Source organism: Aquamicrobium terrae (genome assembly GCF_052978165.1).
The window spans coordinates 1,197,896-1,213,113 of sequence record NZ_JBRKLZ010000001.1 but is presented as its reverse complement, the minus strand read 5'-3'; the positions used below and the strand labels follow the sequence as shown (position 1 = coordinate 1,213,113).

The following is a 15,218-nucleotide window of genomic DNA, read 5'->3' as shown; positions in this document are numbered from 1 at the left end:
CTCGAACGAAGTGTCTAGAAGCCCGCCCGCATGAGGCGGGCGACGCCCGCACGGAGATAGCCATCGATGCATGAACGGCAGGCTGTCAGAGGCGACTGCAAAGTTCACGAGCAAATTCGGCAGATGGGGTGCTGCGCGGCTTGTACGAACGGACTACGGGTATAAACTCCAAGTTAGTTTGAAGCCTGTGCAAGGAAGGTCAGTATTCAGATGGCACTGCGGATAGCGGGAAAACACATGGATGTCGGCGATGCGTTTCGTACGCGCATCACCGAGCGGGTCACCGATATCATCGACAAATATTTCGACCGCGGCTTTTCCAGCCAGGTCACGATGATCAAGTCAGGGTCCCGCTTCACCTCCGACTGCGTCGTGCGGCTCGATTCGGGAGCGTCCCTGCATGCGACCGGCGAATCTCACGATCCTGTCCAGGCCTTCGAGGCGGCGGCGGAACGGCTGGAAAAGCGTTTGCGCCGCTACAAGCGCCGCCTGAAGTCGCACTATCCCGTCAACGCTTCGGCCGACGGCACCAGCATCGCCTATGCGGTGGTCGAGGCCCTGGCGGAGGATGACGAGGAGGACATTCCGGCGGATTTCGCCCCCACCATCGTGGCCGAATCGACGCTGGCGCTGAAAACCATGTCGGTGGCGTCCGCCGTCATCGAACTCGACACCACGGGCAGCCCCGTCCTCGTGTTCCGCAATGGCGGCACCGAACAACTCAACATCGTCTATCGCCGGCCGGATGGAAACATCGGCTGGATCGATCCCGCGACGGTCAAGACCGCGCAAGGGTAGGAGAGACGGCCGCGCCCCGGGGTTTCCCGGGCCGGCCGCGGCAGGCGAAGCAGAGGAATTTCAAGAATGGCTCTGAACGATCTTGTCGACGTTCCGGCGATCATGCCGGCGTTGAAGGCCAACTCCAAGAAGCAGGTTCTCCAGCTTCTTGCCGAGCGCGCTTCGGCTGTGTCGGGTATTCCCGAGCGCGACATTTTCGAGACCATCCTGCAGCGCGAGAAGCTGGGCTCGACCGGCGTCGGCAACGGCATCGCCATTCCGCACGGCAAGCTGGCCGGCGTGAAGGGCATCACCGGCGTGTTCGCGCGGCTGGAAACGCCTGTCGATTTCGAAGCCCTCGACGACCAGCCGGTCGATCTCGTGTTCCTGCTGCTCGCGCCCGAGGGCGCGGGCGCCGACCATCTCAAGGCGCTGTCGCGCATCGCGCGCGTGCTGCGCGACACCGACACGGTGGCGAAAATCCGCGGCACGCGCGACGCGCAGGCCATTCACGCGTTGCTGTCGGAAACCCCCGCCTCGCACGCGGCCTGAAACGCCCGCTAAGGGCGCGCCTCATTTCCCTGGAAAAATAAGCTTTCCTCAAGGGCCGCCCTGTGCGGCCCTTCGTCTGGTTGGCAGTCCATCCGGTGGAAAGCGCCACCGGTCACGATCCTCAAACACACCTTCTCGAGGCACCGGATTGGTTGCCGGTCCGGTTCCTGCCGCTGCCTCAGTGCCTGGCAACGGTGGTCAGGTCGTTCTCCATTGCTCCGGCCAGGGCGCGGTCGCGCTCGTCCGCGAGGAGGATCGGCTGACCGTTCGCCGCGAACAGAGCCCAAAGCTCCAGTCCGGGGGCGATCTGGTCGAGACCGGGGAAGCGGCCGCGCAGATCGTCGCTCGACATCTTCCTCAGATAGGCGACCGTACCTTCGCCAAGATGGGCCAGTTCGCCGGCGCTCATCACCGGCTTCGCAGCAGTGGTGTCAACGGTTCTGGTCATGTCCAGGCCTCCTGTCTATGAGCCGCCTTCAAAGGCCGGCTCCTCACCATCGGCAAAGATCAGTCTTTCACCGATATATTTATTTTCCGTACCAATCGTTCGGCCTCAGGTCGGTCGAGGTCGATGAACAGGAGCCCGTTCTTGAGTTCGGCCCCGATCACGCGCATGCCGTCTGCCAGCACGAAACAGCGTTGGAACTGGCGGGCGGCGATGCCGCGGTGGAGGAATTCGCGCTCGGTGTCGTCGGTTTGACGGCCCCTGACAACCAGCTGGTTTTCCTCGGTGGTCACGTCCAGGTCGCTTTCGGCAAAGCCGGCGACGGCGAGCGTGATCCGCAGCCTCTGCGCTGTTCCATCGGCGCCGCGAAGGCGCTCGATGTTGTAGGGAGGGTAGCCGTCACCCGATTTTGCCAGGCGTTCCAGCGTCTTCTCCATTGCATCGAAGCCGAGAAGCAGCGGGCTGGAAAAAGGCGTCATTCTGGTCATGCAATCCTGTCCTCTTGAGAGCGACATGTTTCGGAAGAACCCATGCGGCATTCCTCCTTGCACCAGATATGGTCTGCCGGGGCGGCGAGTTCAAGATTTGGGCATGGGCGCTGCACAGGAAACGAATGGCAGCCGGAGTGCGGGCTTTCAGCCGCCCGGTGGACTGGCGAGGGTAGCATCCACCTCCGCCGCAAGGGGAATGGAGGGCTGCGCGCCCTGTTTCAGGCAGGAGAGGGAAGCTGCCGCGGCGGCGCGTTCCAGCGCCTCGTCCAGCGCGAGGCCGGCAGCCAGCCCGGCAGCCAGATAGCCGCAGAAGGTGTCGCCGGCGCCGACCGTATCCACCGGCTCGACGGGCAATGCCGGCACGGCGAAGAAGCTGTCCGGCGTGGCGGCCAGCACGCCCCCGGCGCCCAGCGTCACGATGATCGTCCTGCCGGTGCCGGCCGCGAAGGCCCGCATGCGCGCCTCGCGGTCCTCGCCCGCGAGCCCGAGGGCCGTGCTGCACAGGTCGAATTCCGTCTCGTTGGCCAGGATGTAGTCGGCCCTGGCGAGGAACGACACGGCTTCTTCGCGATAGGGGGCGGTGTTGAGGATGCTCGTCGCACCCGCATTGCGGGCCGCCTCGAGCGCCGCCTCGACCGTTTCCAGCGGAATCTCGTGCTGAAGCAGGACAATGTCGCCCTTCGCCAGCCGTGCCTTGACGATGTCGCCGGGCAGCACCGCGCCGTTGGCGCCCGCTACCACGGCGATCATGTTCTCGCCGTCGCTATCGACCAGGATCAGCGCGGTGCCGGTGGAAGCGGCGCTCTCGGCCACGCCGGACAGGTCGACACCGCCGCTTTTCAGGAGGGCGAGCGCCCCGCCGGCAAAGGCATCCTTGCCGACCGCCCCGATCATGCGCACCTCGGCACCGGCCCGCGCCGCCGCCAGCGCCTGGTTGGCGCCCTTGCCGCCCGGTGCTGTGGAAAAGCCGCTGCCCTGCAAGGTCTCGCCGGGCGCGGGCAGCCGCTCCAGCCTTGCGATCAGGTCGAGATTGATCGATCCGACGACGACGATCATGCCTGCAAATCCTTGCCTTTGTGCACGAAACTATAGCGCGGCGAGGAGATTGCAATCGGCGGTGCGGCAGGTTCAGTGCGCCGGGACCTGGCCCGCTTCCCAGCCCAGTATGGCGCGCTTGCGAGTGAGGCCCCAATGGTAGCCGGTGAGCGCGCCGGACTTGGCCAGCGCCCGGTGGCACGGCACCACGAAGGAGATCGGGTTGGCGCCGCAGGCCGCGCCCACGGCGCGCGATGCCCTGGGCTCGCCGATCTGCTCGGCAAGGGCGGAATAGGTGCGCGCCCTGCCCATGGGGATGGACAAAAGCGCTTCCCACACCCGCACCTGGAAGTCGGTGCCGATCATGACCACCCGCAAGGGCTGGTCCGGCCGCCAGCGGGAGGGATCGAAGATGCGCTGTGCATAGGGCTGGGTGGCGGCCATGTCCTCGACATAGGTCGCGTTCGGCCAGCGGCCGGACATGTCGGCGAAAGCGGCCGCCTCGTCGCCGGGGTCGTTGAAGGAAAGGCCGGCCAGCCCCCTGTCGGTGACCATGATCAGCGCGATGCCGAAGGGCGAGATGTGGTAGCCGTAACGAATGGTCAGGCCTTCGCCACGGTTCTTGTAGGCACCGGGCGACATCGCCTCATGCGTCACGAACAGGTCGTGAAGGCGGGCCGGGCCGGACATGCCGACCTCCAGCGAGGCCTCCAGCAGCGGCAGGCCGGAACCGAGCAGCCGCCGGGCGTGGTCGAGGGTCACCGCCTGCAGGAAGGCCTTGGGCGACAGGCCGGCCCAGCGGGTGAACAGTTTCTGCAGGCCGGTGGGCGTTTCGCCGACATCCTGCGCCAAGTCTTCCAGCGATGGCTGGTCGCGATAGTCGAGGCTGATCTTCTCGATCACCCGGCGCACGATCTCGTAGTCGCTGCCCTCGGGCGTGATGTCCTTTTCCAGAACGGGAACGGCTTTCATCTGGGTGCGGGCGTTCATGGTTCTTCTCGCAAATCTGTGTGCGTTGACGCCAATATCGGCCCGCCGCTGCGTCTTTCCCACCCGATTCCTGCAGAAAGCTCTTTTCTAGCGGGCCTTGGCGGTTGCCAGAGCGCGGGAGAAGGCCGAGGCGAAGCTTTCGCGGTCGTCGGGATTGAGGAAGGAGCCGATCGCCACGGTCTTGTCGCGCGATTCCACCGCCATGCGGGTGATGCCGATTTCGGCATGGCGGGCAACCGCAAAGCGGGTCCAGAAGGGATTGAAGCGATGCTGCTCGGACTTGCCGGAGGGATAGGTCTTGTGGATATGCAGTTCCGTGCGCGACACCGAAACCTCCTCGCGCGTGCGGGCAGCGCGGTAGTTCAGGCGGAAGGCCACATAGAGCGCGACCACGTCGAGACCGAAAAAGCCGAAGACCGGCCAGGCGCCGTGGGAGAGGAAGATGATGCCGGTGACGGCCCAGGCGGCGAGCAGGGCGCCGATCAGGATCATGAAGCCGGTGCGGCCAAGCGATCTGTGCGGCTTCAGCAGCGCCTGGAAGAAGGGCTGGTCCGCGGCAAAGTCGGCATTTGTCTCGCTCATGCAGCGATACTATAGGATGGTTATGAGCAAGCCCAAGCCAAAAGATCGCCCCGCGCCTGGAAACGAGCGTCCACCTGCGGCGCGGCCGGGCAAACCCGCAAAGCGCACTGCGGCGCCGCGCCGCCCGCGCTCGCTCTACACACCGGCCGAGGTACACGAGATCTTCCGGCGGTTTTCCGTGCAGCGGCCGGAGCCGAAGGGCGAGCTGGAGCATGTCAACGCCTTCACCTTGCTGGTGGCGGTGGTGCTGTCGGCGCAGGCGACGGATGCCGGCGTCAACAAGGCGACGCGGCCGCTGTTCAAGGTGGCGGACACGCCGCAGAAGATGCTGGCCCTGGGCGAGGAAAAGGTGGGCGATTATATCCGCACCATCGGCCTGTGGCGCAACAAGGCGAAGAACGTGATCGCGCTTTCCGAGGCGCTGATCCGCGACCATGGCGGTAAGGTTCCGGACAATCGCGACGAGCTGGTGAAGCTGCCGGGCGTCGGCCGCAAGACCGCCAATGTGGTGCTCAACATGGCCTTCGGCCAGCATACGATGGCGGTCGACACCCATATATTGCGCATCGGCAACCGGACCGGCCTGGCGCCCGGCAACACGCCCGAGCAGGTGGAACAGGAACTGGTGCGCATCATTCCCGACGAATATATGCGCCACGCCCATCACTGGCTGATCCTGCATGGCCGCTATGTGTGCAAGGCGCGCAAGCCGGACTGTCCGGCCTGCGTCATCGCCGATATCTGCAAGGCACCGGTGAAGACCACGTCGATCCCTGCGCCGCTGGTGGAACTGGCCCCGCAGGAGGTTCCGCAGGCGCTGTAGGGCATCTCAGGTTTTGTCGGAAACGGCCGTCGCGCTTACCCTTGAAGCTGCCCCTCACCCTTACCCTCTCCCCGCAAGCGGGGAGAGGGGGCACCAGCGTTGCGGACGGCATCCTTCTCCCCGTGTGCGGGGAGAAGGTCCCGGCAGGGGGATGAGGGGCAAGCCCGCCTGAACCTGAATTGCTCTAAGGGCATTTTCGGAAGAGGAAGACGGTTTAGGCTTTCGCCTTTTCGGGGCGGGCCTTCGACCCCTCTTCGGGCACGGTCAGGTTCCTGACCAGGCTCGCCAGTTCCGGCTCGTCGATCAGCACCGCCGCCTGTGCCGGCGTCAGCCAGGCACGCTGGCGCGTTCCGGCTTCCCGCCAGTCCTTCAACTGCTCGGACACCGCCAGCATGTAGACGGTGACGTCGATGCGCACGAAAGCTGTCGGCAGCCGCTTCCAGTAGTGATAGGAGCCGGCCGGCTCCTTCAGCGTCTTGCCGGCGACGCCGGCTTCCTCCAGCGCCTCGATGGTGGCGGCCTTGCGGCCGCTCTTGCCCTTCATGGGCCAGCCCTTGGGCAGGATGAAGCGCTGCGTTTCGCGCGAGGTGACCAGCATCACCTGCAAGTCGCCGTCGGGGCCGATGCGGAAGGGGATCGCCGCCACCTGGCGGATCTTCTCGCCTTTCTTCGCCTTGCGCAGGACTCGTTTCTTCTGCTTCGCCATATTCTGCCGATTCGATGGTACCGAACAGAATAGTCGGCTAATTATTCGAGGCAACCCCGCCGGTCAGCGGCAGGTTCTGATATAGCTGTTGCCGGACAACTGGATTTGACAGTTCTGCTGGAATGCCGGCACCCGTGGCGGCGGTTGCGGCTGGGCGTTCTGCTGCCGGTCGAGCTGCTTGTAGATTTGCTGCTGCTGCTCGAACTGCTGGCGCTGGATGCGGTTCTGCAACTGGATGATTTCCGAGGCCTGATCCTGCACGACCGGCGGCCGCTGCTGCGCGGCGGCGGGGCCGGCGAGGGCGACGGCAAGCGCCATCATGGCGAGCGCCTTGCCGCTGTGTGCCTTCAGCATCGATTTCATCCGAGGGATCATAGGCTAGATATAAGCGCGCGGCGGAATTGTTCCAGCACCGGGCTCGCGAAAACAGAAAAGGCCGCCCGAAGGCGGCCTTTCCTGACTTATTTGGTGGCTAGAGATCAGCCGTCGGTGTCGCCGGTGCCGCCGCCCGTGCTCGGGGTGGCCTTCTTCAGTTCATCGCCGACCGTATTGAACTTCGCGTTCACTTCCCCACCAACATACTTCGCGCCGCCGATGATGGCGATGGCGATGAGGGCTGCGATCAGGCCGTATTCGATGGCGGTGGCGCCGGACTCGTCCTTGACGAAACGTGCGAAAAGCTTGGTCATTCCAGTATTCCTTGTTGCCCAGGTTGTGACTTTTCAGACGGTTTCTTGCTGAACCGTGGCCCCATATTCGCGGTCGCCGCTTTCGGTTGAGTTAAACGCAATGGTAAACGAAATGTGCGCGGCGGTTGTGCTTAATAAATGCAAAATCGCCGTGGTTGCTTTCTACAGGTCGACATTGAATCGTCAGTATTTTTTGACTTTCACGACCCTGCTTCGATGTAGGATAAGGCCTCCTGGTCCCGTGTTTTTCGTCTTCGCGCGATTGCGCGGGATGGCCGTCCGCCATATCTGTTGTGCCAGAAAGGTGCATCCATGTTCCGTTTCCTGTTCCGGCTTGCCGCGATGGTTTCGCTTTCCGTCGCCGTCATCATGGCGGTGCTCGATGCAACGCGCACGGTCGCGGCCTCGCAACTGGTGACGACGCCGTTCAAGACGAGCTGGAACGCGGTGTCGCCCGAGACACTCGGCGCGGCCGAGATGTTCGTGCGCGAGAAGGTCAACCCGCTTTTGTGGGACACGGCGGTCAACTGGGTGCTGGCCCTGCCGGGCTTCGTGGTTTTCGCCGCTCTTGCCCTGCTGCTCTATGCCGTAGGCTATCGGCGCGAGCGCCCGCAGGAGCGTTATGCCGCCGGCCGGCCGGCGGCGCATTCATGAGACAAGGAAGGTAGCGATGTTTTCCCTGAGCGATATCCTGAACAAGAAGGCCACCCTGCCCAAGGCGGAGGAGGCGCTGCCGGGCCGCGACAAGCCCATTCCCACCGCGCAGAAGCATTATGTGAACGGCAATCCGCTGAAAGGGCCATACCCTGAAGGGCTGGAAACGGCCCTGTTCGGCATGGGCTGCTTCTGGGGAGCGGAGCGGCTGTTCTGGCAGACGGCGGGCGTCTGGGCGACGGCGGTCGGCTATGCCGGCGGCTTCACGCCCAATCCGACCTATCAGGAAACCTGCACCGGCCTGACCGGCCATGCCGAGGTGGTGCTGGTGGTGTTCGACCCGAAGGTGGTTTCCTATGCCGACCTGCTCAAGCTGTTCTGGGAGAACCATGACCCGACGCAGGGCATGCGCCAGGGCAACGATATCGGCACCACCTATCGCTCGGTGATCTTCACTTTCGGCGACGAGCAGCGGAAGCAGGCACTGGCCTCGCGCGATGCCTACGAGGCTTCGCTGGTGGCTTCCGGGCGCGGCAAGGTGACGACCGAGATCGCGCCGGCGCCCGAATTCTATTTCGCCGAGGCCGAGCATCAGCAATATCTGGCCAAGAACCCCAACGGCTATTGCGGCTTGCAGGGCACCGGCGTTTCCTGCCCGATACCGACCGGCGTTTCCGCCTGAGCCCGGGGGGGCGTCATCCCGGCCAAGGGAACGTCAGCGACCGCGAGCCGGGATTCATGCCGGAACCTTGCAAAGTCACGGAATGGATCCCGGACAGCCTGCCTTCGCTTCGCTCATGCAGACTTCCGGGATTGTTTGATCGATATCGGGTAGGTTGAGCAGCGAGGCTGCGGGCCTGCAAACCCGCAGCCTCGGCGGCAGGCGACCGGTTCCGGGATCGGGCCGACACCCGACGTCATCAAGGTCTCTGCCGCCTTTGCACCCCCGCTTGGAGAGTTGATCGGGCCTCTGGCCCACCACCACGCCCGCAAACAATCCGAAGCCTGCAAAGGATAGCACCGTCATGACCTTCCTGCACCATGCGCCCGTCCGCTGCCTCGGTGTCGATGTCGCCAGGGACCGGCTGGCCGTCGATGACGGCATCACGGCTGCGACTGTCGCCAACAGCCGCGCAGCCATCCGCTCGCTGCTCAGGACCAGCCGCCCCGATCTCGTCGTGTGCGAACCGACGGGCGGCTACGAGTTGCTGCTCCTGGAAGAGTGCCTGAGGGCCGGCATCGCCTGCCACCGCGCCGACACGCTCAGGCTCAAGGCCTTCATCCGCTCCTTCGGAACGCTGGGCAAAAGCGACGCCATCGACGCCGCGCAGATGGCCGCCTATGGACGCGAGCGCTGGACGAAGCTGCCCTTGTGGCAGGCGCCCGACGCCGACGAGAAGCAGATGCAGGCCCTCGTGCGCCGAAGGGCCGACCTGGTCGCATTCAAGGTTGCCGAGCAGAACCGGTCACGGGCACCCGGTGCCAGGGCGATGGCCGCCTCGTTTCGGGCCATGCTCGCAACAATCACCCGGCAGATCGCGGCGCTCGAGCGGGCGATCGCCGCGCTGGTGGCGCAAAACGCGGGCCTGCGCCACCGCGTCGCCATCTGCACCGGCATGAACGGCATCGGCACGGTCAGCGCCGTGACGATCCTCGCCCTGATGCCCGAGCTCGGCCATCTCCAGCGCCGACAGGCCGCAGCGCTGGCCGGCACCGCGCCGCACCCCAACGAGAGCGGCACAGCAAGGGGCCGGCGACGCCAGCGCGGCGGCAGACCGCAGGTCAGGACCGCACTCTTCATGCCGGCCTTGCGCGCCGCTGCCGGACAAGGCGAGTTCGCCGCCTTCTACGCGCCCCTCATCGCCAACGGAAAACCACCGATCCTCGCAATCGCAGCGACCATGCGAAAGATCATCATAACCCTCAACGCAAGGCTCAGAGACAATCAAAACCATCAGAGTTGATGACGCGAAGTGGTTCAGGCAGTCCGAAAGCTCTCTTTCGCCTGATCGCCAGCCGCTCACCAATGCGGCGGCTTGGTCACCTGTATTTCGGGCGACGCCTGTTCCTCCAGTTCCAGAAACCGCGTAGTCAGCGCATCGAGCCTTTTTTGAAGGCGGTCGATCACCTTCCACTGTTCGGCGATCTGGCCCGACAGTTCCTCGATAGTCTTTTCCTGTTCGGCCGCACGCATTTCCAGCGTGACCAGCCTTTCCGCCTCGGTCGTCATCGGTCGCGTTTCCGGTTGTGCGTTGCCGCTTATTTCGTCCCGTACATGCGGTCGCCCGCATCGCCGAGGCCGGGCAGTATATAGCCCTTTTCGTTCAATTGCCGGTCGATCGAGGCGGTGTAGATCGGAACGTCGGGATGGGCGGCGGTGAAGCGCTCGATGCCTTCGGGCGCGGCCAGCAGGCACAGGAAGCGCAGATTGGTGGCGCCGCGCGCCTTCAGCTTGTCGACCGCGGCGATGGCCGAGTTGGCGGTGGCCAGCATGGGGTCCACCACGATCACCAGCCGGTCGCCGAGATCGCCCGGCGCCTTGAAGAAATATTCGATGGCCTCGAGCGTGTCGTGGTCGCGATAGAGCCCGATATGGGCGACGCGCGCCGCCGGCACGAGGTCGAGCAGGCCTTCCAGCAGGCCGTTGCCGGCGCGCAGCACCGAGGCGAAGACCAGCTTCTTGCCCTCGAGAACCGGGGCCTCCATCGTCTCGATCGGGGTTTCGATGGTGGTGGTGGTGAGTTCCAGATTGCGGGTCACCTCGTAGCCGAGCAGCAGGGAGATTTCCCGCAGCAGGCGGCGAAATCCCGCCGTCGAAGTGTTCTTGTCACGCATGATGGTCAGCTTGTGCTGGACCAGCGGATGATCGACGACGGTGACGCCCTGCATGGTCTTCTCCGGCTCGTTGCTTGCCTGACAATTCCGGACGGAAAGTCGTCCCGCTCTGGAATTGCGCCAATTCGTACTGAATAGTGAAGGGTGGAAGGAAATTAGAAAAGGCCTATGCAGGCTGCGGGCGCCAAAGTCCACAGGGACCCTGCGACCATTCACCGGTCAAATCGGGGGCCAAGGCCATGGCGCGGCGAAATCGGTTCCTGTATGGTCCGCCCGCATTCAAGGCGGATCATGATCATGTCAGTTGAAAGAACCACCGCCCACGGCGGCATGGAAACCTCCTACGGCTTCCGGCAGGTGGGCACCGGCGAGAAGCAGCCGCTGGTCAACGAGGTGTTCCACAAGGTTGCCAACCGCTACGACCTGATGAACGACCTGATGTCGGCGGGCATGCACCGGCTGTGGAAAGACGCCATGGTCGCCTGGCTGAACCCGCCGAAGCGGCCCGGCTGGAAGGTGCTGGACGTGGCCGGCGGCACCGGCGACATCGCCTTCCGCATCGTCGAGGCCAGCCGGCGCAACGCCCATGCCACGGTGCTGGACATCAACGGCTCGATGCTGCAGGTCGGGCGCGAGCGCGCCGACAAGAACGGGCTGGCCCCGCATCTCGATTTCGTCGAGGCCAATGCCGAGGAACTGCCTTTCGCCGACGCCACGTTCGACGCCTATACGATCGCCTTCGGCATCCGCAACGTGCCGCGCATCGATGTCGCCCTTTCCGAGGCTTTCCGGGTGCTGAAGCCGGGCGGGCGCCTCTTGTGCCTCGAATTCTCCGATGTCGATCTGCCGGGGCTCGACCGTTTCTACGAGGCGTGGTCGTTCAACGCCATTCCCCGGATCGGCAAGATGGTGACCGGCGACGGCGAGCCCTATTCCTACCTCGTGGAATCGATCCGCAAGTTCCCCGACCAGAACAATTTCGCCGAGATGATCCGGCACGCCGGCTTCGAGCGGGTGAGCTTCCGCAACTATTCCGGCGGCATAGCGGCGCTGCATTCGGGCTGGAAGCTTTGACGGGACAGGCCTCATGAGCAGTGCAGGGGCGGCGTTCCGGCTCGTCAGGGCCGGCTGGGTGCTGGTGCGCGAGGGCGTGGTCGCAGCCTTTCCGGGCGACCAGCTTTCGGGTCTGCCGAAGTTCGGCTGGCAGGTGGCCACCATGTTCACGCGCCGCCGCGCGCTGCGGCAGGGGCGCACCGACCGGCTGGCGCATGCGGTGGCGCGGCTCGGGCCCTCCTATGTCAAGCTCGGCCAGTTCCTGGCCACGCGCCCCGATGTCGTCGGCAACGACATCGCCCTCGACCTTGCCCTGTTGCAGGACAAGATGCAGACCTTCCCCAAGGCCGAGGCCGAGGCTGCGGTCGAGGCGTCGCTGGGGCGGTCGGTCGGGGAGCTTTACCACGGTTTCGGCGATGCGGTGGCGGCGGCTTCCATCGCCCAGGTGCATCCGGCCGAAGTGGACTATCCCGAAGGCCGCCGCAAGGTGGCGGTCAAGGTCATCCGCCCCGGCGTGCGCCGCCGCTTCCTGCAGGACCTTGAAAGCTACTTCCTCGCCGCACGCCTGCAGGAACGCTACATCCCCTCCAGCCGCCGGCTGCGGCCGGTCGAGGTGACCGAGACGCTGGCCCAGACCACGCGCATCGAGATGGATTTGCGGCTGGAAGGCGCCGCCCTTTCCGAACTTGGCGAGAACACCGGGGAAGATCCCGGTTTCCGCGTTCCGGCGGTGGACTGGGAGCGCACGGGCCGCGATGTGCTGACCATGGAGTGGGTCGACGGCATCAAGATGAACGATGTCGCCGCGCTCGCCGCCTCCGGCCACGATCTCAAGGCGATCGCCGCCAACCTGATCCAGTCCTTCCTGCGCCATACGCTGCGCGACGGCTTCTTCCATGCCGACATGCATCCGGGCAATCTGTTCGTGGAGGCGGACGGCACCATCGTCGCCGTCGACCTCGGCATCGCCGGGCGGCTCGGCAAGAAGGAGCGCCGCTTCCTCGCCGAAATCCTCTACGGCTTCATCACCCGCGACTATCTGCGGGTGGCGGAGGTGCATTTCGAGGCCGGCTACGTGCCGGCGAAGCACGATGTTGCCGCCTTCGCGCAGGCGATCCGCGCCATCGGCGAGCCGATCCACGGCCAGCCGGCCGAGACCATCTCCATGGCCAAGCTGCTCACCCTTTTGTTCGAGGTGACCGAACTGTTCGACATGCAGACGCGGCCGGAACTGATCCTGCTGCAAAAGACCATGGTGGTGGTGGAGGGCGTGGCGCGCACGCTCGATCCGGCCTTCAACATGTGGAAGACGTCGGAACCGGTGGTCGGCGGCTGGATCCGCGACAATCTCGGCCCGCGCGGCATGCTGGCCGACGCGCGCGAGGGGCTGCATGCGCTGTCGGCGCTGGCGCGGCACATGCCCGAGATGGCGCAGCGCACCGAGCGCCTGTCGCGCGAACTCGACCACATGGCCGAGCACGGGCTGCGCTTCGACGAGGCGACCGCGCACGCCATCGGCAAGGCCGAGGCCCGCCATACCCGCTCCGGCCGGCTGGCGCTTTGGGTGATTGCGCTGACGCTGCTCTATATAGCGTGGGAACTCGTCTGAGCGGCTGGATTGACTGCATTGCTAGCAGTGCCTACATTTGCGGCGTGACGGGAGGCTTCCATGGCGACGCTCACGGTTCGAAATGTAGATGAAGAGACGAAGCAGCAGCTCAGATTGAAGGCGGCCCGGCACGGCGTGTCGCTTGAGGAAGAGGTGCGCGCCATTCTGCGTCGTGAGGCTCGGCGAACCGAACAACTCGCCCAGTTCGATAATCTGTATGACGCGATCCGTGATCTGGTCGAGCCACATGGTGGCTTTGAACTGGAAGTCCCGGCCCGCGGCTTTGCAGAGCGCGATCCCCCTTTCAAGGATTGGGAATGATCGTCATCGATACCAATGTCGTATCCGAGGCAATGAAGCCATCTGTGGATGCCAAGGTGGCCGCATGGTTGCGGCGCCAGCCTATAGAAAACATTTACATCACGTCCATAACCAAGGCGGAGTTGTTGTACGGGCTTGCACTTTTGCCGGATGGAAGACGCAAGGAGGCCTTGGCGGAGGCACTCCACATTTTCCTCATGGAACGGATGAAAACCCCGATCCTTGCCTTTGGAGATCAGGATGCCCTTCCCTATGCCAGGTTATCCGCGCGACGGCGTAAGGCAGGCAAGCCGGTGAAGGAACTGGATGGCCAGATCGCCGCTATTGCGGCGTCCCACAACTTTGCCGTTGCCACGCGCTATGTCGTCGATTTCGAGGGCTGCGGTATCCACGTCATCAATCCCTGGGGCGTTCCCCCGGCATGACCCTTTCCGGCAAGCGCATCCTGCTCATCATCGGCGGCGGTATCGCCGCCTACAAGACGCTCGACCTCATCCGGCGCCTGCGTGAGCGGGGTGCCGCCGTGCGCCCGGTGATGACGCAGGCGGCGCAGCAGTTCATCACGCCGCTGGCGGTGGGCGCGCTGGCCGCCGACCATGTGTTCACTGACCTGTTCGACCGGCAGGACGAGCAGGATGTCGGCCACATCCGCCTGGCGCGCGAGGCCGACCTCGTCGTGGTGGCGCCGGCCACCGCCGACCTCATGGCCAAGCTGGCCAACGGCCTTGCCAACGATCTGGCCTCGGCGGTGCTTCTGGCAACGGACAAGCCCGTGCTCATTGCGCCTGCCATGAACCCCAGGATGTGGGCGCATCCGGCCACGCGCCGCAACCGTGAGACGCTGGCGAAGGATGGCGTCGCCTTCGTCGGGCCGATGCGGGGCGAGATGGCCGAAAGCGGCGAGGCGGGCGAGGGGCGCATGGCCGAACCGTTGGAGATCGTCGCCGCAATCGAAGGCTTGCTAAGCCCGGCCGCCAGGCCGCTCGCGGGCCGGCGCATCATCGTCACGTCCGGCCCCACCCATGAGCCGATCGACCCGGTGCGCTATATCGCCAACCGCTCATCCGGCAAGCAGGGCCATGCCATTGCCGCGGCCCTTGCCCGACTGGGGGCCGACGTGCAGCTTGTTTCCGGCCCGGTGACGATCCCCAATCCTGCCGGTGTCGCCACCACCCATGTCGAAAGCGCGCGGCAGATGCGCGATGTGGTGGAAAGCCTGCTGCCGGCGGATGCCGCCATCTTCGTCGCCGCCGTGGCCGACTGGCGCACCGCCTATGCCGCCGGCGAGAAGATCAAGAAGGTGGCGGGCAAGGGACCGCCGGCCCTGCAGATGGTGGAAAACCCGGATATTCTTGCCGGCATCGGCCATCATGCGCGGCGGCCTTTCCTTGTCGTCGGCTTCGCGGCAGAGACGCAGGAAGTGCTGAAGAATGCCCGGGCCAAGCTGGACAGGAAGGGCGCGGACCTGATCGTCGCCAACGACGTGTCGCATGACAGCGGCATCGGTCCGGGCGGGGTGATGGGCGGCGACCGCAACCGGGTGCGAATCGTCTCGAAGACGGGCGCCGAGGAATGGCCGGAACTGACCAAGGACGAGGTGGCCGCCCGGCTGGCGGCGCTGGTCGCCGACCGGCTGAAGGCGGCCGAAGTGTAAGA

Annotated in this window: 21 protein-coding genes; 11 read left to right on the top strand and 10 right to left on the bottom strand. The window is 65.0% G+C overall.

The annotated features are described in order from the left end of the window. Positions 1 to 210: 210 nt before the first annotated feature. Both hpf and ptsN read left to right on the top strand, forming a co-directional pair. Positions 211 to 798: a ribosome hibernation-promoting factor, HPF/YfiA family gene (gene hpf, locus ACVCNR_RS06040; RefSeq protein WP_447074110.1), complete on the top strand. Its 588-nt coding sequence runs from the start codon at positions 211 to 213 to the stop codon at positions 796 to 798. 66 nt (positions 799 to 864) lie between these two features. Beyond that, positions 865 to 1,329: a PTS IIA-like nitrogen regulatory protein PtsN gene (ptsN, locus tag ACVCNR_RS06035; protein WP_354197480.1), complete on the top strand. Its 465-nt coding sequence runs from the start codon at positions 865 to 867 to the stop codon at positions 1,327 to 1,329. Positions 1,330 to 1,507: 178 nt separating this feature from the next. Here ptsN and ACVCNR_RS06030 read toward each other — a convergent pair whose 3' ends face one another. The 5 genes from ACVCNR_RS06030 to ACVCNR_RS06010 all read right to left on the bottom strand — a co-directional run bounded on the left by ACVCNR_RS06030 (position 1,508) and on the right by ACVCNR_RS06010 (position 4,872). Then, positions 1,508 to 1,777, bottom strand: coding sequence for a BQ00720 family protein (locus ACVCNR_RS06030; protein WP_354197478.1), 270 nt, complete (start codon positions 1,775 to 1,777; stop codon positions 1,508 to 1,510). Positions 1,778 to 1,836: 59 nt separating this feature from the next. Then, a complete protein-coding gene (locus tag ACVCNR_RS06025; RefSeq protein ID WP_447074109.1) occupies positions 1,837 to 2,262 on the bottom strand; it encodes an Hsp20 family protein in 426 nt (141 codons plus the stop codon). A gap of 147 nt (positions 2,263 to 2,409) precedes the next feature. Continuing rightward, positions 2,410 to 3,321, bottom strand: a complete 912-nt coding sequence (locus tag ACVCNR_RS06020; RefSeq protein ID WP_447074108.1) for a ribokinase — start codon at positions 3,319 to 3,321, stop codon at positions 2,410 to 2,412. A gap of 72 nt (positions 3,322 to 3,393) precedes the next feature. Further along, entirely contained in the window at positions 3,394 to 4,290 is an 897-nt protein-coding gene (locus ACVCNR_RS06015; RefSeq protein WP_354197472.1) for a methylated-DNA--[protein]-cysteine S-methyltransferase, read from the bottom strand. 87 nt (positions 4,291 to 4,377) lie between these two features. After that, a complete protein-coding gene (locus ACVCNR_RS06010; protein ID WP_354197470.1) occupies positions 4,378 to 4,872 on the bottom strand; it encodes a DUF2244 domain-containing protein in 495 nt (164 codons plus the stop codon). A 22-nt stretch (positions 4,873 to 4,894) separates the two neighbouring features. Here ACVCNR_RS06010 and nth point away from each other — a divergent pair, with 22 nt between their 5' ends. Continuing rightward, entirely contained in the window at positions 4,895 to 5,695 is an 801-nt protein-coding gene (gene nth, locus ACVCNR_RS06005) for an endonuclease III (protein ID WP_447074107.1), read from the top strand. Positions 5,696 to 5,909: 214 nt separating this feature from the next. Here nth and ACVCNR_RS06000 read toward each other — a convergent pair whose 3' ends face one another. The 3 genes from ACVCNR_RS06000 to ACVCNR_RS05990 all read right to left on the bottom strand — a co-directional run bounded on the left by ACVCNR_RS06000 (position 5,910) and on the right by ACVCNR_RS05990 (position 7,090). Beyond that, positions 5,910 to 6,401 (bottom strand): NUDIX hydrolase, encoded by a 492-nt coding sequence (locus tag ACVCNR_RS06000; protein WP_354197466.1) that lies wholly within the window; start codon positions 6,399 to 6,401, stop codon positions 5,910 to 5,912. A 63-nt stretch (positions 6,402 to 6,464) separates the two neighbouring features. Then, positions 6,465 to 6,755, bottom strand: coding sequence for a hypothetical protein (locus ACVCNR_RS05995; protein ID WP_447074106.1), 291 nt, complete (start codon positions 6,753 to 6,755; stop codon positions 6,465 to 6,467). Between the two features lie 125 nt (positions 6,756 to 6,880). Continuing rightward, on the bottom strand, positions 6,881 to 7,090 hold the full coding sequence (locus ACVCNR_RS05990) for a Flp family type IVb pilin (protein ID WP_447074105.1): 210 nt from the start codon (positions 7,088 to 7,090) through the stop codon (positions 6,881 to 6,883). Between the two features lie 312 nt (positions 7,091 to 7,402). On the opposite strand from ACVCNR_RS05990, the gene ACVCNR_RS05985 reads away from it, so the two are divergent. From ACVCNR_RS05985 to ACVCNR_RS05975, 3 genes are all read left to right on the top strand, one after another. Continuing rightward, the gene (locus tag ACVCNR_RS05985; RefSeq protein WP_354197460.1) at positions 7,403 to 7,744 is read left to right on the top strand and encodes a hypothetical protein; all 342 of its coding nucleotides are present in this window, start codon (positions 7,403 to 7,405) and stop codon (positions 7,742 to 7,744) included. A 16-nt stretch (positions 7,745 to 7,760) separates the two neighbouring features. Next, positions 7,761 to 8,426 carry a peptide-methionine (S)-S-oxide reductase MsrA gene (gene msrA / locus ACVCNR_RS05980; protein WP_447074104.1) on the top strand — a complete coding sequence of 222 codons (666 nt, stop codon included), beginning with the start codon at positions 7,761 to 7,763 and terminating at the stop codon, positions 8,424 to 8,426. A gap of 343 nt (positions 8,427 to 8,769) precedes the next feature. Further along, positions 8,770 to 9,708 carry a transposase gene (locus tag ACVCNR_RS05975; RefSeq protein WP_447074103.1) on the top strand — a complete coding sequence of 313 codons (939 nt, stop codon included), beginning with the start codon at positions 8,770 to 8,772 and terminating at the stop codon, positions 9,706 to 9,708. A gap of 56 nt (positions 9,709 to 9,764) precedes the next feature. Here ACVCNR_RS05975 and ACVCNR_RS05970 read toward each other — a convergent pair whose 3' ends face one another. Next, a complete protein-coding gene (locus ACVCNR_RS05970) occupies positions 9,765 to 9,974 on the bottom strand; it encodes a SlyX family protein (protein ID WP_354193885.1) in 210 nt (69 codons plus the stop codon). Between the two features lie 29 nt (positions 9,975 to 10,003). Further along, positions 10,004 to 10,633, bottom strand: a complete 630-nt coding sequence (upp, locus tag ACVCNR_RS05965; protein ID WP_354193886.1) for a uracil phosphoribosyltransferase — start codon at positions 10,631 to 10,633, stop codon at positions 10,004 to 10,006. Positions 10,634 to 10,876: 243 nt separating this feature from the next. Between upp and ubiE the strand changes: the two genes are divergently transcribed. Genes ubiE through coaBC form a run of 5 tightly spaced genes read left to right on the top strand, consistent with a single transcriptional unit; the run spans position 10,877 to position 15,216 of the window. After that, positions 10,877 to 11,653 (top strand): bifunctional demethylmenaquinone methyltransferase/2-methoxy-6-polyprenyl-1,4-benzoquinol methylase UbiE, encoded by a 777-nt coding sequence (ubiE, locus tag ACVCNR_RS05960; protein ID WP_447074102.1) that lies wholly within the window; start codon positions 10,877 to 10,879, stop codon positions 11,651 to 11,653. A gap of 13 nt (positions 11,654 to 11,666) precedes the next feature. Then, the gene (ubiB, locus tag ACVCNR_RS05955) at positions 11,667 to 13,241 is read left to right on the top strand and encodes a 2-polyprenylphenol 6-hydroxylase (RefSeq protein WP_447074101.1); all 1,575 of its coding nucleotides are present in this window, start codon (positions 11,667 to 11,669) and stop codon (positions 13,239 to 13,241) included. A gap of 60 nt (positions 13,242 to 13,301) precedes the next feature. After that, on the top strand, positions 13,302 to 13,562 hold the full coding sequence (locus ACVCNR_RS05950; RefSeq protein WP_447074100.1) for a FitA-like ribbon-helix-helix domain-containing protein: 261 nt from the start codon (positions 13,302 to 13,304) through the stop codon (positions 13,560 to 13,562). Continuing rightward, entirely contained in the window at positions 13,559 to 13,987 is a 429-nt protein-coding gene (locus ACVCNR_RS05945) for a type II toxin-antitoxin system VapC family toxin (RefSeq protein WP_447074099.1), read from the top strand. Before ACVCNR_RS05950 ends, ACVCNR_RS05945 begins: the two co-directional genes overlap by 4 nt. Next, positions 13,984 to 15,216, top strand: coding sequence for a bifunctional phosphopantothenoylcysteine decarboxylase/phosphopantothenate--cysteine ligase CoaBC (gene coaBC / locus ACVCNR_RS05940; protein WP_447074098.1), 1,233 nt, complete (start codon positions 13,984 to 13,986; stop codon positions 15,214 to 15,216). Before ACVCNR_RS05945 ends, coaBC begins: the two co-directional genes overlap by 4 nt. The last annotated feature ends 2 nt before the right edge of the window (positions 15,217 to 15,218 follow it).

Excerpts from the sequence above, each read along its gene's own strand:
- ubiE (WP_447074102.1), top strand. The coding sequence starts at position 10,877 with ATGTCAGTTGAAAGAACCACCGCCCACGGCGGCATGGAAACCTCCTAC.
- ACVCNR_RS06000 (WP_354197466.1), bottom strand. The coding sequence starts at position 6,401 with ATGGCGAAGCAGAAGAAACGAGTCCTGCGCAAGGCGAAGAAAGGCGAG.
- ACVCNR_RS06020 (WP_447074108.1), bottom strand. The coding sequence starts at position 3,321 with ATGATCGTCGTCGTCGGATCGATCAATCTCGACCTGATCGCAAGGCTG.
- ACVCNR_RS05995 (WP_447074106.1), bottom strand. The coding sequence starts at position 6,755 with ATGCTGAAGGCACACAGCGGCAAGGCGCTCGCCATGATGGCGCTTGCC.
- ACVCNR_RS05975 (WP_447074103.1), top strand. The coding sequence starts at position 8,770 with ATGACCTTCCTGCACCATGCGCCCGTCCGCTGCCTCGGTGTCGATGTC.
- ACVCNR_RS06015 (WP_354197472.1), bottom strand. The coding sequence starts at position 4,290 with ATGAACGCCCGCACCCAGATGAAAGCCGTTCCCGTTCTGGAAAAGGAC.
- ubiB (WP_447074101.1), top strand. The coding sequence starts at position 11,667 with ATGAGCAGTGCAGGGGCGGCGTTCCGGCTCGTCAGGGCCGGCTGGGTG.
- hpf (WP_447074110.1), top strand. The coding sequence starts at position 211 with ATGGCACTGCGGATAGCGGGAAAACACATGGATGTCGGCGATGCGTTT.
- ACVCNR_RS05945 (WP_447074099.1), top strand. The coding sequence starts at position 13,559 with ATGATCGTCATCGATACCAATGTCGTATCCGAGGCAATGAAGCCATCT.
- ACVCNR_RS06010 (WP_354197470.1), bottom strand. The coding sequence starts at position 4,872 with ATGAGCGAGACAAATGCCGACTTTGCCGCGGACCAGCCCTTCTTCCAG.
- ACVCNR_RS05990 (WP_447074105.1), bottom strand. The coding sequence starts at position 7,090 with ATGACCAAGCTTTTCGCACGTTTCGTCAAGGACGAGTCCGGCGCCACC.
- ACVCNR_RS06030 (WP_354197478.1), bottom strand. The coding sequence starts at position 1,777 with ATGACCAGAACCGTTGACACCACTGCTGCGAAGCCGGTGATGAGCGCC.
- ACVCNR_RS05970 (WP_354193885.1), bottom strand. The coding sequence starts at position 9,974 with ATGACGACCGAGGCGGAAAGGCTGGTCACGCTGGAAATGCGTGCGGCC.
- ACVCNR_RS05950 (WP_447074100.1), top strand. The coding sequence starts at position 13,302 with ATGGCGACGCTCACGGTTCGAAATGTAGATGAAGAGACGAAGCAGCAG.
- nth (WP_447074107.1), top strand. The coding sequence starts at position 4,895 with ATGAGCAAGCCCAAGCCAAAAGATCGCCCCGCGCCTGGAAACGAGCGT.
- coaBC (WP_447074098.1), top strand. The coding sequence starts at position 13,984 with ATGACCCTTTCCGGCAAGCGCATCCTGCTCATCATCGGCGGCGGTATC.
- upp (WP_354193886.1), bottom strand. The coding sequence starts at position 10,633 with ATGCAGGGCGTCACCGTCGTCGATCATCCGCTGGTCCAGCACAAGCTG.
- ACVCNR_RS06025 (WP_447074109.1), bottom strand. The coding sequence starts at position 2,262 with ATGACCAGAATGACGCCTTTTTCCAGCCCGCTGCTTCTCGGCTTCGAT.
- msrA (WP_447074104.1), top strand. The coding sequence starts at position 7,761 with ATGTTTTCCCTGAGCGATATCCTGAACAAGAAGGCCACCCTGCCCAAG.
- ACVCNR_RS05985 (WP_354197460.1), top strand. The coding sequence starts at position 7,403 with ATGTTCCGTTTCCTGTTCCGGCTTGCCGCGATGGTTTCGCTTTCCGTC.
- ptsN (WP_354197480.1), top strand. The coding sequence starts at position 865 with ATGGCTCTGAACGATCTTGTCGACGTTCCGGCGATCATGCCGGCGTTG.